This window comes from Streptomyces sp. NPDC044033, assembly GCF_056434425.1.
On record NZ_JBWKFF010000021.1, the window covers coordinates 118,776 to 134,031 of the forward strand.

Annotated in this window: 16 protein-coding genes; 10 read left to right on the top strand and 6 right to left on the bottom strand. The window is 72.0% G+C overall.

Annotation, left to right across the window (positions count from 1 at the left end):
* Position 1: 1 nt before the first annotated feature.
* Positions 2–229, top strand: a complete 228-nt coding sequence (locus AC07AB_RS31180; RefSeq protein ID WP_478573870.1) for a DUF397 domain-containing protein — start codon at positions 2–4, stop codon at positions 227–229.
* Positions 229–471, top strand: coding sequence for a DUF397 domain-containing protein (locus tag AC07AB_RS31185; protein WP_478573873.1), 243 nt, complete (start codon positions 229–231; stop codon positions 469–471). The genes AC07AB_RS31180 and AC07AB_RS31185 overlap by 1 nt, the downstream gene beginning before the upstream one ends.
* A gap of 45 nt (positions 472–516) precedes the next feature.
* Here the strand turns inward: AC07AB_RS31185 and AC07AB_RS31190 are convergent, their stop codons facing one another.
* From AC07AB_RS31190 to AC07AB_RS31215, 6 genes are all read right to left on the bottom strand, one after another.
* Positions 517–696, bottom strand: a complete 180-nt coding sequence (locus tag AC07AB_RS31190; protein WP_478573876.1) for a hypothetical protein — start codon at positions 694–696, stop codon at positions 517–519.
* Between the two features lie 74 nt (positions 697–770).
* Positions 771–1,850 carry a 2-oxoacid:ferredoxin oxidoreductase subunit beta gene (locus AC07AB_RS31195; protein ID WP_478573878.1) on the bottom strand — a complete coding sequence of 360 codons (1,080 nt, stop codon included), beginning with the start codon at positions 1,848–1,850 and terminating at the stop codon, positions 771–773.
* Complete coding sequence (locus AC07AB_RS31200; protein ID WP_478573881.1) at positions 1,843–3,801, bottom strand: 2-oxoacid:acceptor oxidoreductase subunit alpha; 1,959 nt, start codon at positions 3,799–3,801, stop codon at positions 1,843–1,845. Before AC07AB_RS31200 ends, AC07AB_RS31195 begins: the two co-directional genes overlap by 8 nt.
* A 265-nt stretch (positions 3,802–4,066) precedes the next feature.
* On the bottom strand, positions 4,067–4,738 hold the full coding sequence (locus AC07AB_RS31205) for a LuxR C-terminal-related transcriptional regulator (RefSeq protein ID WP_478573884.1): 672 nt from the start codon (positions 4,736–4,738) through the stop codon (positions 4,067–4,069).
* Between the two features lie 301 nt (positions 4,739–5,039).
* On the bottom strand, positions 5,040–6,428 hold the full coding sequence (locus AC07AB_RS31210; RefSeq protein ID WP_478573887.1) for a sensor histidine kinase: 1,389 nt from the start codon (positions 6,426–6,428) through the stop codon (positions 5,040–5,042).
* A 226-nt stretch (positions 6,429–6,654) separates the two neighbouring features.
* Positions 6,655–7,869, bottom strand: a complete 1,215-nt coding sequence (locus tag AC07AB_RS31215; protein WP_478573890.1) for a sensor histidine kinase — start codon at positions 7,867–7,869, stop codon at positions 6,655–6,657.
* Between the two features lie 181 nt (positions 7,870–8,050).
* Here AC07AB_RS31215 and AC07AB_RS31220 point away from each other — a divergent pair, with 181 nt between their 5' ends.
* The 8 genes from AC07AB_RS31220 to AC07AB_RS31255 are packed head-to-tail and all read left to right on the top strand — an operon-like array spanning position 8,051 to position 15,240.
* Positions 8,051–8,467 carry an NADH-quinone oxidoreductase subunit A gene (locus AC07AB_RS31220; RefSeq protein WP_478573893.1) on the top strand — a complete coding sequence of 139 codons (417 nt, stop codon included), beginning with the start codon at positions 8,051–8,053 and terminating at the stop codon, positions 8,465–8,467.
* Positions 8,458–9,084 carry an NADH-quinone oxidoreductase subunit B gene (locus AC07AB_RS31225; protein WP_478573896.1) on the top strand — a complete coding sequence of 209 codons (627 nt, stop codon included), beginning with the start codon at positions 8,458–8,460 and terminating at the stop codon, positions 9,082–9,084. The genes AC07AB_RS31220 and AC07AB_RS31225 overlap by 10 nt, the downstream gene beginning before the upstream one ends.
* On the top strand, positions 9,081–10,460 hold the full coding sequence (locus AC07AB_RS31230) for an NADH-quinone oxidoreductase subunit C (protein WP_478573898.1): 1,380 nt from the start codon (positions 9,081–9,083) through the stop codon (positions 10,458–10,460). The genes AC07AB_RS31225 and AC07AB_RS31230 overlap by 4 nt, the downstream gene beginning before the upstream one ends.
* Positions 10,457–11,422 carry a complex I subunit 1/NuoH family protein gene (locus AC07AB_RS31235; protein WP_478573900.1) on the top strand — a complete coding sequence of 322 codons (966 nt, stop codon included), beginning with the start codon at positions 10,457–10,459 and terminating at the stop codon, positions 11,420–11,422. The genes AC07AB_RS31230 and AC07AB_RS31235 overlap by 4 nt, the downstream gene beginning before the upstream one ends.
* Complete coding sequence (locus tag AC07AB_RS31240; protein ID WP_478573903.1) at positions 11,422–12,186, top strand: NuoI/complex I 23 kDa subunit family protein; 765 nt, start codon at positions 11,422–11,424, stop codon at positions 12,184–12,186. Before AC07AB_RS31235 ends, AC07AB_RS31240 begins: the two co-directional genes overlap by 1 nt.
* A complete protein-coding gene (locus AC07AB_RS31245) occupies positions 12,183–12,800 on the top strand; it encodes an NADH-quinone oxidoreductase subunit J family protein (RefSeq protein ID WP_478573906.1) in 618 nt (205 codons plus the stop codon). The genes AC07AB_RS31240 and AC07AB_RS31245 overlap by 4 nt, the downstream gene beginning before the upstream one ends.
* Positions 12,800–13,162, top strand: coding sequence for an NADH-quinone oxidoreductase subunit NuoK (gene nuoK / locus AC07AB_RS31250; protein WP_478573908.1), 363 nt, complete (start codon positions 12,800–12,802; stop codon positions 13,160–13,162). Before AC07AB_RS31245 ends, nuoK begins: the two co-directional genes overlap by 1 nt.
* The gene (locus tag AC07AB_RS31255) at positions 13,159–15,240 is read left to right on the top strand and encodes an NADH-quinone oxidoreductase subunit 5 family protein (protein WP_478573911.1); all 2,082 of its coding nucleotides are present in this window, start codon (positions 13,159–13,161) and stop codon (positions 15,238–15,240) included. The genes nuoK and AC07AB_RS31255 overlap by 4 nt, the downstream gene beginning before the upstream one ends.
* Positions 15,241–15,256: the final 16 nt, after the last annotated feature.

Below are 15,256 nucleotides of genomic sequence, written 5' to 3' on the forward strand. Positions count from 1 at the left end.
GATGAACGAGCCGGCCGACCTGTACGCGGTCGACCTCGCGCGCGCCGCGTGGCGTAAGAGTTCCTACACGGCGAACAACGGCAATTGCGTCGAGGTCGCCCGCATCCCCACCATGCCCGGTGTCGCTGTACGCGACTCCAAGAACGTGGACATTCCAGCGGCGCGCGTCTCCCGCGCGGCGTGGTCTTCCTTCGTGGCTGCTGTCGATGACGACACGCTGGCAGGCTGATGACAGGCGAGCGAGCGAAAGCCGAGCTGTACGCGTTGGATCTTTCCAGCGTGACGTGGCTCAGCGCGCCGGACAGTGACGCGCGCGATCGCATCGAGATCGCCAAACTTCCCGGTGGAGCTGTCGCTATGCGAAACCCGGCGGACCCGGCCGGAACAGTGCTGCGGTATACCGCAGCCGAGTGGGAAGCCTTCACCCTTGGCGTGCGCGACGGCGAGTTCGATCTGTCGCCGGACCACTGACAACCGGAACAAGACGCAGAAAGGCGCCCCCTGTACGGCCCTTGCTCAGGCCGTACAGGGGGCGCTGTTGTCCAGTGGGCGAGCTGCCAGGGAGATCAGAGCGTCGGTGCCCGCGGCGCTCTGCACGGCGACCTGCGCGACGCGCGGCCCGAAGTTCTCGCGGGCGGTAGGCGAGACGGTCGCGGGCGGGGAGCGCGGCGTCGTCGGTGTCGGCCATGCCCTCATGGCAGCGGGTGCCGGTGCGAGACGTCGGTAGACGCCCCGCACCGGCACCCGTGAGAGCCCGTACGGATCAGCCGTCAGCCGACGACCGTCCAGGTGTCGTTGCCGGCGAGGAGGGACGCCAGGTCGCCCTTGCCGTTCTGCACGACGGCCGCTTCCAGCTGGTCGGACATCTGGGTGTCGTAGACCGGCCGGTCGACGCTGCGCAGCACGCCGATCGGCGTGTGGTGCAGGGTGTCGGGGTCGGCGAGGCGGGAGAGGGCGAACGCGGTGGTCGGGGACTCGGCGTGCGCGTCGTGGACCAGGATCCGCTCGGCGTTGTCCGCCGTGACCTCGACGACCTTCAGATCGCCGGTGGCCTGGTCCCGGACGACGCCCTTGGCACCGTCGGCGCCGAACCGGATCGGCTGCCCGTGCTCCAGCCGGATCACCGCCTCCTCGGCCTGCTGCTTGTCCTTGAGGACCTCGAAGGCGCCGTCGTTGAAGATGTTGCAGTTCTGGTAGATCTCCACCAGCGCGGTACCGGGGTGGGCGGCCGCCTCGCGCAGCACCGAGGTGAGGTGCTTGCGGTCCGAGTCGACCGTACGGGCCACGAAGGAAGCCTCGGCGCCGATCGCCAGCGAGACCGGGTTGAACGGCGCGTCGAGGGAGCCCATCGGCGTCGACTTGGTGATCTTCCCGACCTCGGAGGTCGGGCTGTACTGGCCCTTGGTGAGGCCGTAGATCCGGTTGTTGAAGAGCAGGATCTTGAGGTTCACATTGCGCCGCAGCGCGTGGATGAGGTGGTTGCCGCCGATGGACAGGGCGTCTCCGTCACCGGTGACGACCCAGACGGAGAGGTCGCGGCGGGAGGAGGCGAGGCCGGTGGCGATGGCCGGGGCGCGGCCGTGGATGGAGTGCATCCCGTAGGTGTTCATGTAGTACGGGAAGCGGGAGGAGCAGCCGATGCCCGAGACGAAGACGATGTTCTCCTTCGCCAGGCCGAGTTCGGGCATGAAGCCCTGCACGGCGGCGAGGATGGCGTAGTCGCCGCAGCCGGGGCACCAGCGCACTTCCTGATCGGACTTGAAGTCCTTCATGGACTGCTTGGCCTCGGCCTTGGGCACCAGGGAAAGCGCTTCCGTCGTCGCTGAGCCCTCCGACAGCGTCTCAGTCATTGATGGCCTCCTTGAGCACATCGGCGAGTTGCTCGGCCTTGAACGGCATCCCGCTGACCTGGGTGTAAGAGCGGGTTTCGACCAGGAACCTCGCCCGCAGCAGGGTGGCGAGCTGGCCGAGGTTCATCTCCGGCACGACGACCTTGTCGTAGCGCTTCAGCACCTCGCCGAGGTTGGCCGGGAAGGGGTTGAGGTGGCGCAGGTGGGCCTGGGCGACGGTGTGGCCCTCGGTCCGCACCCGGCGGACCGCCGCGGTGATCGGCCCGTACGTCGAGCCCCAGCCGAGCACGAGGGTGTCGGCCTCGCCGGTGGGGTCGTCCACGTCGAGGCCGTCGACCGCCACGCCGTCGATCTTGGCCTGCCGGGTGCGGACCATGAAGTCGTGGTTGGCGGGGTCGTAGGAGATGTTGCCGGTGCCGTCCTGCTTCTCGATGCCGCCGATGCGGTGTTCGAGGCCGGGCGTGCCGGGCACGGCCCAGGGCCGGGCGAGGGTCTCGGGGTCGCGCTTGTACGGCCAGAAGACCTCGGTGCCGTCCGCCAGTTGGTGGTTGGGCCCGTGGGCGAACCGCACCCGCAGGTCCGGCAGTTCCCCGACGTCCGGCACCCGCCACGGCTCGGAGCCGTTGGCGAGGTAGCCGTCGGAGAGCAGGAAGACCGGGGTGCGGTAGGCGAGCGCGATACGGGCCGCGTCGATGGCCGCGTCGAAGCAGTCCGCCGGGGTCTTCGGGGCCACGATCGGCACCGGGGCCTCGCCGTTGCGCCCGTACATCGCCTGGAGCAGGTCGGCCTGTTCGGTCTTGGTGGGCAGCCCGGTGGAGGGGCCGCCGCGCTGGATGTCGACGACCAGCAGCGGCAGTTCGAGGGAGACGGCGAGTCCGATGGTCTCGGACTTGAGCGCCACGCCCGGGCCGGAGGTGGTGGTGACGGCCAGCGAGCCGCCGAAGGCCGCGCCGAGCGCCGCGCCGATGCCGGCGATCTCGTCCTCGGCCTGGAAGGTGCGCACGCCGAAGTTCTTGTGCCGGGACAGCTCGTGCAGGATGTCCGAGGCCGGGGTGATCGGGTACGAGCCGAGGTAGAGCGGCAGGTCCGCCTGGCGGGAGGCGGCGATCAGCCCGTAGGCGAGCGCCAGGTTGCCGGAGATGTTGCGGTAGGTGCCGGCCGGGAAGGCGGCGGTGGCGGGGGCCACCTCGTAGGAGACGGCGAAGTCCTCGGTGGTCTCGCCGAAGTTCCAGCCCGCCCGGTACGCGGCGACGTTGGCCTCCGCGATCTGCGGCTTCTTCGCGAACTTCTTGCGCAGGAAGGACTCGGTGCCCTCGGTCGGCCGGTGGTACATCCACGACAGCAGGCCGAGCGCGAACATGTTCTTGGAGCGCTCCGCCTCCTTGCGGGGAAGCCCGAACTCCTTGAGCGCCTCGATCGTCAGTGTCGTCAGCGGCACCGGGTGGACGTTGTACGCCTCCAGCGAGCCGTCCTCCAGCGGGCTGGTGGCGTAGCCGACCTTCGCCATCGGGCGCTTGGTGAACTCGTCGGTGTTGACGATGATCTCCGAGCCGCGCGGCACGTCCGCGATGTTCGCCTTCAGGGCGGCCGGGTTCATGGCCACCAGCACATTGGGCGCGTCGCCCGGCGTGAGGATGTCGTGGTCCGCGAAGTGCAGCTGGAAGCTGGAGACGCCGGGCAGGGTGCCGGCGGGCGCCCGGATCTCGGCGGGGAAGTTCGGCAGCGTGGACAGGTCGTTGCCGAACGACGCGGTCTCGGAGGTGAACCGGTCACCCGTGAGCTGCATACCGTCACCCGAGTCCCCCGCGAACCGGATGATCACTCGGTCGAGTTGGCGCACCTCTTTGCCGCCCGCCCCGCCGGGTTTGTGCTGCCCGGTGAGGGACTGGGACTCGCTCTGCTGTTCGGCTGGTTCGGCCTGCTCGGCCGGGCTACTGACCTGGCTGGTCACTGCTACGGACCTCCCTAGAGGCGGTGGCTGCACGCGGTGATGTCGACCGGTGTTCCCACAGCCATCGTACGGGCGTAAGGGTGACCTTCCCTGGGCGGATCACCTGCCGATTGCAGGCACCAGATGCCGTTCTGTCATGGTTTGCCATGCTCTGCTCGCCCTCCGAGCCCTCCTCTGGAGACGCCCCCCGCTCCGTCTTTGGTTCTACGACCTTGGTGCTCGACCCGCACACCATCGGCCGCCGACCGGTGCGGCGGCCGGGGCGTCAGTTCTTGAGGTAGGTCAGCACCGCCAGTACGCGGCGGTGATCCCCGTCACTCGGCGACAGCCCCAGCTTCAGGAAGATGTTGGAGACGTGCTTCTCCACCGCGCCGTCGCTGACCACCAACTGCCGGGCTATGGCCGAGTTCGTACGTCCTTCGGCCATCAGACCCAGCACCTCGCGCTCCCGCGGCGTGAGCCCGGCCAGCACGTCCTGCTTCCGGCTGCGGCCCAGCAACTGCGCGACGACCTCCGGGTCCAGCGCGGTGCCGCCCTCCGCCACCCGCACCACCGCGTCCACGAACTCACGCACTTCGGCTACCCGGTCCTTGAGGAGGTAGCCGACGCCGCGGCTGGATCCGGCCAGCAACTCCGTCGCGTACTGCTCCTCGACATACTGCGACAGCACCAGTACGCCCAAGCCGGGATGGTCCCGGCGCAGCCGCACCGCGGCCCGTACGCCCTCGTCGGTGTGGGTGGGCGGCATGCGGACGTCGGCGACCACCACATCCGGCAGCTCGCCCTCGGCCGCGAACTCCTCGATGGCCTTGAGCAGCGCCTCCGCGTCGCCCACCCCCGCCACCACGTCGTGTCCGCGGTCGGTCAGCAACCGGGTGAGTCCCTCCCGAAGCAGCACCGAATCCTCGGCGATGACCACCCGCACGCTGTCCTCCACGATGTACGTCCCCCCATGCTTGGCATGTCCCCCCAAGCATCGCAGGATTCCGCCTCGGAACGGGACGCTCCGAGGCGGAATCCAAGGAAGTGGGGCGGGAGAGGCGTTGGCTTCTCCGTACGGACGCGCCGATTCACTCGGCGGCGCCGGGCGGGCCCTCCGCTCGGCGGGGCCGCCGTGCCCGGCCGCGGCGGGCGGTCCGGGGACAGCCGCGCCAGGGCGGTCCGACAAGCCGCGCCGGGGCGGTTTCGGGGCCGGCCGCGCCGGGGCGGTCCGGGGCCGGCCGCGCCGGGGCCCGGGGTCAGCGCCAGGGCAGTTCGGCCGTGACGACCGTCGGGCCGCCGGCGGGGGAGACCACCACCAGCAGGCCGTCCACGGCGTCGAGCCGTTCGGCGAGCCCCGCCAGGCCGCTGCCCTTCTCGGTCGACGCGCCGCCTCTGCCGTCGTCGCGGACCTGGAGCATCAGCCGGCTCTCCGACCGCCACACATCGACGTTCGCGGTGCGGGCGCCGCTGTGCTTGCTGATGTTCTGGAGCAGTTCGGAGACGGTGAAGTACGCGCTGCCCTCGATGGCCGCCGCGGGCCGGGACGCCAGGTCCACGTCGACGCTCACCGGCACCGTGCACCGCGCGGCCAGCGCGGACAGGGCCGGGCCGAGGCCGCGGTCGGTGAGGATCGCGGGGTGGATGCCGCGGGCGAGATCGCGCAGTTCCTGGAGGGCGATCTTCACCTCGCCGTGGGCCTCGTCGACCATGCGGGCGGCGGCCTCCGGGTCCTCCTCCAGCTTCTCCTTGGCGAGGCCGAGGTCCATGGCGAGGGCGACGAGCCGGGCCTGCGCGCCGTCGTGCAGGTCGCGTTCGATGCGGCGCAGGTCGGCGGCGGCGGTGTCGAAGACCACGACGCGGTCCGACTCCAGCTCCGTGACGCGGGACGCCATCCGGGACGGGCCCAGCAGCCCCAGCACCAGCAGCCGGTCCACCTGCGCCAGGCCGCGGATCACCCACGGGGTGCCGAGGACGACGACGAGCCCGATGGCGCTGGTGACGGCGAGCTCGAAGGGGTTGTCGAGGTAGAAGTGGGTGCCGCCGCTCTCCCCGTACAGCTGGATGCCCGGCTGGCCCCAGTAGTGCGGGTACATCCACTGGTACGTCGGGTAGAGGAAGACCGTCCAGCCGAGGGCCCAAAGGATCAGCGATGCGACGGACGACGCCATCGCCCACGGCAGGTGCAGCAGCGCGTAGAGCAGATGGCGCCAGGAGACGCCGCTCTTGAGCACCGCGCCGATCCAGGCCATCGGCCCGGTGCGGCCCTCCGCCGGGCGCAGCGGCTCCGGGGAGCCGACGTCCAGCCGCAGCAGGGCGCGGGCACGGGTCCGTTCGACGGCGCCCAGCGCCCGGCACCCGATGAGCCCGGCGGCGAGCACCGGGACGCCGATGAAGGTGATCAGCAGACCCGCGCCCACGCTGAGCATCACGACCGCGTAGACGAAGCCGACGAGGGCTATCGGGAAGCTCAGCTGAAGGTAGAGGAACTCGCGCCAGGTGCGGCCCTCCAGCGGCGCGCGCAGCACGGCGGGCACCCGGTGGGCGCGGGCAGGCGGCCCGTAGCCGCCGCCGTGGCCGTCGTCGCCGTGGTCGGGATACCCGCCGCGACCGCCCTGACCGACGTACGCGCCGTGATCGATGGCCATCTGTCTGTCCGATCTCCAAGGTCTTCGTGACCGTTGCTGTTGCTGTTGCTGTTCGTAGCTGTTCGCGGCTGTGCGAGTGGCCGCGGCCGCCGCCGGCCCCCGGATATCCGTACCGGTTCACCTAGGCTCTACGCTCCCCGATCACCGCGCGGAGGGCCATGGAGCGTGTCGGCGTCCAGGGGGTGGGGCTGGCCCTACCACGGGCCCGGAGGCCCGCCGCCTCCGATCAGCCCGCCGCGCGCTCCCGCCACGGCAGTTCGGCCGTGACGACCGTGGGCCCGCCGGCCGGTGAGTCCACCACGAACAGCCCGTCCACCGAGCCGAGCCGCTCGGCGAGCCCCGCCAGGCCGCTGCCCTTCGCCGTGGAGGCGCCGCCCCGGCCGTCGTCCCGGACCTGGAGCATCAGCCGGTTCCGCGACCGCCACAGCTCGACGTTCGCGGTACGGGCGCCGCTGTGCTTGCTGATGTTCTGGAGCAGCTCGGAGACCGTGAAGTAGGCGATGCCCTCGACGGCCGGCGCGGGGCGCGCCGCGAGATCCACCGATACGCCCACCGGCACCGTGCACCGCCCCGCGACCGACGACAGCGCCGGGCCGAGGCCGCGGTCGGTGAGGAGCACGGGGTGGATGCCGCGGGCGAGGTCGCGCAGCTCCTGGAGGGCGACCTTCACCTCGCCGTGGGCCTCGTCGACCATGCGGGCCGCGGCCTCCGGGTCCTCCAGCAGCTTCTCCTTGGCGAGGCCGAGGTCCATGGCGAGGGCGACGAGCCGGGCCTGGGCCCCGTCGTGCAGGTCGCGTTCGATGCGGCGCAGATCGGCGGCGGCGGTGTCGAAGACCACCCCGCGGTCCGACTCCAGCTCCTCGATCCGCTGCTCCAGCTCGTTCGAGGGGGAGAGCAGCCCCCGGACCATCACCCGGTCCGCGTTGGTCAGCCAGCGCGCCACGAAGCCCAGCACCGGCCAGCCGACGATCAGCGTCAGGAGCGTGACGACGAACGTGAAGATGCCCCATGGCAATCGTATGAACAAATACAGCGTGGACCGCCAGCCCACCGGGTCCTTCAGCGCCGTCCACAGCCAGGAGAAGAACCCCCGGCCCGGGCGCTGCCGCCGCAGCGGGCTCGGCTCCTCGACCCACAGCCCCAGCAGCGCCCGCGCCCGGGACCGCTCCGTCCGGCCCAGCCCCCGGGCCCCCGACAGCCCCAGCGCGAGCAGCGGCAGCCCGATCACGGTGACGGACAGCGCCACGCCCGCGTACAGCCACATGGACACATACACGAAACCGACGAGGGCCATGGGCAGATTGACGAGCAGATGCGCGACTTCCCGCCACGTCTGCCGGTTGAAGGCGAGAAAGGCGGGGGGCAGCCGGTCCTCGCCGATAGCGCTGTCGTCGGTGGCGCTGTCATCAACGGCACGAGCGTCTCTACTGCTGGCGGTCATACCGATAAGCCTGCCGGGCCGTCCGGCCCCGCGCCATGGGGTTCGTTGGCGGGCGGAAGTAGGGATAACCCCACCTTCACGGTGACAGGGCGGCTCACGGGATAGCGGCCAGGGCCTAGAATCCCGTGCGTACAGATCGTCGAATGCGGATGCGCAGCAGCAAAGGGAGCGAGGGGCGGACGTGCCGGAGACGACCGTACGCACCGCCGACGCCGGGGTCCGGCTCGCGGCCGGCTACTTCCACAGCTACTCGGTCGTCGGTCTGCTGGCCGTGGTCGGCGTGCTCTTCGTCGCGGTGGCCTTCGCGTCCGGGCGGCTGCTGCGGCCGGTCGTGCCGACGCGCGAGAAGATGCTGACGTACGAGTGCGGCGTGGACCCGGTCGGCGAGGGCTGGGCGCACACCCAGGTCCGCTACTACGTCTACGCCTTCCTGTATGTGATCTTCGCCGTCGACTCGATCTTCCTGTTCCCGTGGGCGACGGTCTTCGCCGCGCCCGGATACGGCGGCACCACGCTCGTGGAGATGTTCATCTTCCTCGGCTTCCTCGCCGTCGGCCTGATGTACGCATGGAAGAAGGGCGTCCTCGAATGGACGTGACACCCGCACCGGTGGACCTCCCCGAGCCGCGCAGGCTCGGGACGCTGGCCCGCCTCGCCCCCGAGCCCATGAAGGTGGTCCTCAACTGGGGCCGCCGCTACAGCCTGTGGGTCTTCAACTTCGGGCTGGCCTGCTGCGCGATCGAGTTCATCGCCGCCTCCATGGCGCGCCACGACTTCATCCGGCTGGGCGTGATCCCCTTCGCGCCCGGACCGCGGCAGGCCGACCTCATGATCGTCTCGGGCACGGTCACGGACAAGATGGCCCCGGCCGTCAAGCGCCTGTACGAGCAGATGCCCGAGCCCAAGTACGTCATCTCCTTCGGCGCCTGCTCCAACTGCGGCGGCCCGTACTGGGACTCGTACTCCGTCACCAAGGGCGTCGACCAGATCATCCCGGTCGACGTGTACGTACCGGGCTGCCCGCCCCGGCCGGAGGCGCTGCTCCAGGGCATCCTCAAGCTCCAGGAGAAGATCGCCCGCGAGTCGCTGGCCGAGCGCTACGCCACGGACGGCCCCTCCGGGGCCGCGCTCCGCAGCGGCCTCGTCACGCCACCGCCGCCCCCGGCCTCCGCCGACCCGGAAGCCACCCCACCGACCGGGGAAGCCGAGAGATGACAGCCCCCGAGCCCGAGAACACCCCCGACGGCCAAGGGCCGGCCGGCCCGGACGACGAGACCGCTCCCGGGGCTGTCGCGCCCGGCGCTTCCGGCGACGCCGGCTCCGGGGCTGTCGCTTCCGGCGGCTCCGGGGCCCCTGTGACGGGTGAGGCGGTGCCCGAGTCGGTGCCCGAGGCGCTGCCGCCCGTCGGCTGGCTGCCGAGGCCGGCGGAGGAACTGTTCGGCGAGGGCGCCACCGCCGAGGAGGCGTACGGGCTGCTGACCGTCGACGTGCCGTCCGCCGCCTGGCTCACCGCCCTCGAAACGGCGCGGTCCGCCCTCGGCTGTACGTACTTCGACTGGCTCAGCGCGGTCGACGAACCGGGCACGGGCTTCCGCGTCTGCGCCCATGTGGTGGCGCTCGGGGCCGCGTCCGGTGCGACCGGCTCCGGCGGGGCCGCGTCCGGCGATGTCCCCTCGGGCGGTTCGGACGCACCGGCCTCCCGCGCGACGGCGCCCGGTGCCGGTGGCGGCTCGTTGCGGCGGTTGCTCGTACGGACCACCGTCCCGCATGAGGCTCCCGCGCTGCCCACCGCTGTCGGTGTGTACGCCGGAGCGGAGTGGCACGAGCGCGAGACGCACGAGATGTTCGGCGTGGACTTCACCGACCACCCCCACCTCGTCCCCCTGCTGCTGCCCGACGGCTTCGAGGGGCACCCGCTGCGCAAGGACTTCGTGCTCGCGGCGCGGGTCGCGAAGGCGTGGCCCGGGGCCAAGGAGCCGGGGGAGTCGGAGCACGGGGGGCCGAAGCGTCGGCAGATGCTGCCGCCCGGCGTGCCCGACCCCAACGAGTGGGGCCCCCTCAAGGGGCAGTTGCCGCCCGCTCCCGCCCGCCCGGCACGCGGCGCCCGCGCGGCCGGTGCCGGGGCGCGGGGCGGTGCCGCTGGTGCCAGTGCCGGTGCCGCTGGTGCCGGTGCTGAGCGTCCGGCCCGGCGCACCCGCAGCGTGAGCGCGGGTTCGGCGAGCCAGCAGACCGAGACGCCAGGGACGCCGGAGGCGTCGGAGACCCCCGCGAGCCCGCCCGCCGAGCGGCCCGCGCGGCCCGTACGGCGCTCGCGGTCCGCGTCCGAGGGTTCGGCCAGTCAGCAGCCTTCGGAGTCGCCATCGGAGCGGCCGTCCGAGCCGCCTTCGGAGTCGCCGGAGCAGTCGGCGACGCCCGTACAGCCCGCCGCGCCGGAAGGTTCCTCCGAAGGCTCCTCCGACGCGCCGTGGCACAACGCCCGCCCGGCATTCGAGGAGCCCGCGCGCGAGAAACGCGACAGCGGGAAACGCGACGACCCGCAGGACCCGACCCAACCGCCGACGGAGCCGGACACAGGAGGTGAGAAGCCGTGAACGACACCCTCGACGTGGTCGTACGCCTGCTCGCCGTCTTCGTCGCCTTCCTCGTCCTCCCGCTCGTCGTCGGCCAGACCGAGCACAAGGTGATGGCGCACATGCAGGGCCGCCTCGGCCCGATGTACGCCGGCGGCTTCCACGGCTGGGCGCAGCTCGTCGCGGACGGCGTGAAGTTCGCGCAGAAGGAGGACATCGTCCCGACGGGTGCGGACCGGCGGATCTTCCAGCTCGCCCCGGCCGTGGCCCTGCTCCCGTATCTGCTCGTGCTCGTCGCGATCCCGATCGGCCCGGGGAACCAGGTCGGCCAGTCCATCGACGCGGGCATCTTCTTCGTGCTGGCCGTGATGGGCGTCGGCGTCCTCGGCTCGATGATGGCGGGCTGGGCGTCCGCCAACAAGTTCTCCCTGCTCGGCGGCCTGCGCACCGCCGCGCAGCTGCTGGCGTACGAGCTCCCGATGGTTCTCGCCGCCGCCTCCGTGGCGATGGCGGCGGGCACGGTCTCGCTGCCCGGCGTCCTCGACGCCTTCCACTGGTGGTGGGTGCCGTGGCAGATCGTCGGCGGGCTCGTCTTCTTCACGGCCGGGCTCGCGGAGCTGCAACGGCCGCCGTTCGACATGCCGGTCGCCGACTCCGAGATCATCTTCGGCGCGTACACCGAGTACACGGGTCTGCGCTTCGCGCTCTTCCTGCTCTCCGAGTACGCCGGGATCGTCGTGCTCTGCGGTCTGACCACCGTGCTCTTCCTCGGCGGCTGGCACGGCCCGTTCGGCGGCGACGGCCTCGGCTGGCTGTGGACGCTGCTCAAGACGGCCGTCCTCGCCTTCGTCGTCATCTGGCTGCGCGTCAGCTATCCGCGGCTGCGCGAGGACCAGTTGCAGAAGCTCGCCTGGACCGTGCTCATCCCGCTCGCCCTCGCGCAGATCGCGCTCACCGGCATCGTCAAGGTGGTGATCCAGTAATGGCCGAGCCCCAGCCGCCCGTACCGTCGGGGGCCTCCGTGCAGCCGGCCCGGTCGCGCATCCCGGGCAGCGGCCTCGCCAAGGGCCTCGCCGTCACCCTCCGCACGATGACCCGGCGCACGGTCACCGCGCAGTACCCCGACGCGCAGCCCGACCTGCCGCCCCGCACCCGCGGCGTGATCGGCCTGTTCGAGGAGAACTGCACGGTCTGCATGCTGTGCGCGCGCGAATGCCCGGACTGGTGCATCTACATCGACTCCCACAAGGAGACGGTGCCGCCCGCGGCCCCCGGCGGGCGCGAGCGCAGCCGTAACGTCCTGGACCGCTTCGCCATCGACTTCTCGCTGTGCATGTACTGCGGTATCTGCATCGAGGTGTGCCCGTTCGACGCGCTCTTCTGGTCCCCGGAGTTCGAGTACGCGGAGACCGACATCCACGAGCTGACGCATGAGCGGGACAAGCTCCGCGAGTGGATGTGGACGGTTCCGGCGCCGCCCGCGCTGGACCCCGCGGCCGAGGAGCCGAAGGAGATCGCGGCGGCCCGTAAGGCGGCCGAGAAGCTCGCGGCCCAGGCGGCCAAGGCCGAGGCGGAAGCCGCCCAGGCGGCACAGGCCGAAGCCGAGGCCGCCGGAGCCGAGGCAGCCGAAGCCGAGGCCAATGAAGCCCAGGCCGCCGGAGCTGCGGACGCCGACGCCGACGCCGAAGCCCCGGCGGCGGAGCCGCCCGCCGCCGACGGAGACCGGACCCGGGAGGGGGACGCGTGACGCTCGCCGCCGCCGGACACGGCTTCCTGTCACCGACCGGCGTCGAGATCGCCTTCCTCCTGGTCGGCATCGCGACGCTCGGCGCGGCCCTCGTCGCCGTCACCACCAAGCAGCTCGTGCACGCCGCGCTGTGGCTGGTCGTGGCGCTCGGCGGGCTCGCCGTGGAGTACCTCCTCCTGACCGCCGAGTTCATCGCCTGGGTTCAGGTCCTGATCTACGTCGGTTCCGTCGTGGTCCTCCTCCTCTTCGGGCTGATGCTCACCAAGGCGCCCATCGGCCGCTCCCCGGACGCGGACTCCGGCAACCGGTGGGCCGCGCTCGCCGTGGCCATCGCTTCCGCCGCCGCCCTCGTCTGGGTCGTCGTGGACGCCTTCCGTACGACCTGGATCGACCTCGACGGCGTCGTACAGGGCTCCACCAAGGTCTCCGGAGAGTTCCTCTTCCGGCACTGGGTGCTGCCGTTCGAAGCGCTCTCCGTCCTGCTGCTCGCCGCCCTCGTCGGCGCGATCGTCCTCTCCCGGCACAAGGACCGGGAGCACGACGAGAGCGCTGCCGGCCCCGCCGGTCCCAGCATCCCCGCCGACCCCGCCGGCCGACAGAACGGGGCACGCTGATGCATCTCGCCTATCCCGCCGTGCTCGCCGTCCTCCTCTTCTGCGTGGGCATCTACGGCGTGCTCGCCCGGCGCAACGCGATCCTGGTCCTGATCTCCGTCGAGCTGATGCTCAACGCGGTCAACCTCAACCTCGTCGCCTTCGACGTATGGCTCCGCGACGAACTGCACGCCGGCCAGGCGCTCACCCTCTTCACCATCGCCGTGGCCGCCGCCGAGATCGGCATCGGCCTGGCCATCGTCCTGCTCGTGTACCGCAACGGCGGCACCGCCGACGTCGACAAGCTGCGCGACCTCACCGAGCGGGCGGACGGCCCCGAGGAACCGGCAGACCGCGAGGAGAAGGCCGAGGCCGCCGCGTGACGATCACGACCACCGCCGTCCTCGTCCCCCTCCTGCCCTTCCTCGGCGCCCTGGCGGGGCTGCTGCTCGGCCGCCGCGCCCCCGGCTTCGTACGGCCGCTGGCCGTGCTGCCGTCCGTGGCCGCGGCCGTGCTCGCCGCCGTCGTGGCCTGGCGGCAGGGCGGCGGGGACGCCGTCGACGCGGCCACCCGGCTCACCCCCACCGGCTCCGTCCCCATCGATCTCGCCCTGCACCTCGACGGCTTCGCGGCCCTCGTCGCGGTCCTCGTCACCGTCGTCGCGTCCTGTGTGCAGCTCTACTCCACGGGCTATCTGCGCGACGACCCCCGCTACCCCTCCTACGCCGCCCTCGTCTCCCTCTTCACCGCCGCGATGCTGCTGGTCGTCTACTCCGGCGATCTGATGGTGCTGCTGGTCGGCTGGGAGATCATGGGCATCTGCTCGTACTTCCTCGTCGGCCACTACTGGGAGACCGAGGCCGCCCGCTCCGCGTCCCTCAAGGCGTTCCTGGTCACCAAGGCCGGTGACGTCCCCTTCCTGATCGGCATCTTCGCGCTCGCCGCCGACGCCGGTACGTTCCGGATCAGCGGCATCGTCAGCGCCGCCGCCTCCGGCGGCCTCGACCACCCCACCCTCATCGCGCTGCTCCTGATCGCCGGGGTCGCCGGCAAGTCCGCGCAGTTCCCGCTGCACACCTGGCTGCCCGACGCGATGGCGGGCCCCACGCCCGTATCGGCGCTGATCCACGCCGCCACGATGGTCGCGGCGGGCGTCTACTTCGTCGCCCGGCTGCTGCCCGTCTTCGCCGCCTCCGCCGCGGCCATGGTGGTGCTCGCCGCGATGGCCGCGATCACCATGGTCGGCTCGGGGCTCGCCGCGTTCGCCCAGGACGACATCAAACGGGTGCTCGCGTACTCGACCATCGGACAGCTCGGCTATATGACCGGCGCCCTCGCCGTCGGCGACCGCGGCGCGGCCGTCTTCCACCTCCTCTCCCACGGCGCGTTCAAGGCGCTCCTCTTCCTCGGCGCCGGCGTGATCATCCATGTCGCCGGCACCAACTCGCTGGCCGCGATGGCCCGGATGAAGGGCCTGTGGGGACGGGCCCCCGACGCCTTCTGGACCATGACCGTGGCCCTGCTCGCCCTCGCCGCCATCCCGCCGTTCAGCGGCTTCTTCTCCAAGGAAGCCGTACTCGGCGCGGCCGAGCACGCCGCCACCGGGAACGCCGACGGAATCCCCACCGCGGCCGGCTGGACCGTACTGGTCGCCGGACTGCTCACCGCCCTCCTCACCGCCGGCTACGCCACCCGGCTGTGGCTGCTCGCCGGCTCGCCCCCGCTGCTGCGCGGCGGCAGCAAGGGCCCCGCGCTCTCCGCCGCCGACCAGGTGCGCCCCGGACCGGCGCCGGCCGTCGCGAACGCCGCCGACCCCGCCGCCGGGGGCCACCCCGCCCGGACCCCCGTCGTCATGAACGCCGTCCTGTGGGTGCTGTTCATCCCCACCGCGGCGCTCGGCCTCGCCGTCGGCGCCCTCCCCGACTGGTTCGACGGCCACCCCCTCAAGCCGACCCTGTCCACCTCCATCATCGGCACCGGTTTCGCCCTCGTCGGCGTCCTCGTCACCTACGCCGCCTGGCGCCACACCTCCACCCTGGCCGCCCGCGTACCGCTGGGCGCCGTCGCGGCCGACCCGGGCGCCGACCCCGCGGTCTCCGAGGAAGAGGCCATCGCCACGCACGAGAGCGCGTACGGGGACATCGCGAGCGCACCCGACCCCGCCGACCCCGGCCGCCTCCTCCTCGGCCCCCTGCACCGCCACGCCGCCGCCGGGTTCCACCTCGACGCCCTGTACTCCGGCGTGTTCGTCCGCCCCGTGCGCGCCGCCGCACGGCTCGTGCGCTTCCTCGACCGCGAGGTCGTCGACGCCTACGTCAGCGGCGCGTCCGGCGTGCCCCGCCTGCTCGGCGCGGCCGTCCGCCGCGCCCAGACCGGCAATGTGCAGACCTACCTCAGCGCCCTGCTCGCCGGCTCCGTCATCCTGGCCGTCGCCGCCGTACTCGCAGCCACCGGAGGCTGACCGTGAGCCACACCGT

Excerpts from the sequence above, each read along its gene's own strand:
- AC07AB_RS31180 (WP_478573870.1), top strand. The coding sequence starts at position 2 with ATGAACGAGCCGGCCGACCTGTACGCGGTCGACCTCGCGCGCGCCGCG.
- AC07AB_RS31185 (WP_478573873.1), top strand. The coding sequence starts at position 229 with ATGACAGGCGAGCGAGCGAAAGCCGAGCTGTACGCGTTGGATCTTTCC.
- AC07AB_RS31190 (WP_478573876.1), bottom strand. The coding sequence starts at position 696 with ATGAGGGCATGGCCGACACCGACGACGCCGCGCTCCCCGCCCGCGACC.
- AC07AB_RS31195 (WP_478573878.1), bottom strand. The coding sequence starts at position 1,850 with ATGACTGAGACGCTGTCGGAGGGCTCAGCGACGACGGAAGCGCTTTCC.
- AC07AB_RS31210 (WP_478573887.1), bottom strand. The coding sequence starts at position 6,428 with ATGGCCATCGATCACGGCGCGTACGTCGGTCAGGGCGGTCGCGGCGGG.
- AC07AB_RS31215 (WP_478573890.1), bottom strand. The coding sequence starts at position 7,869 with ATGACCGCCAGCAGTAGAGACGCTCGTGCCGTTGATGACAGCGCCACC.
- AC07AB_RS31225 (WP_478573896.1), top strand. The coding sequence starts at position 8,458 with ATGGACGTGACACCCGCACCGGTGGACCTCCCCGAGCCGCGCAGGCTC.
- AC07AB_RS31230 (WP_478573898.1), top strand. The coding sequence starts at position 9,081 with ATGACAGCCCCCGAGCCCGAGAACACCCCCGACGGCCAAGGGCCGGCC.
- AC07AB_RS31240 (WP_478573903.1), top strand. The coding sequence starts at position 11,422 with ATGGCCGAGCCCCAGCCGCCCGTACCGTCGGGGGCCTCCGTGCAGCCG.
- nuoK (WP_478573908.1), top strand. The coding sequence starts at position 12,800 with ATGCATCTCGCCTATCCCGCCGTGCTCGCCGTCCTCCTCTTCTGCGTG.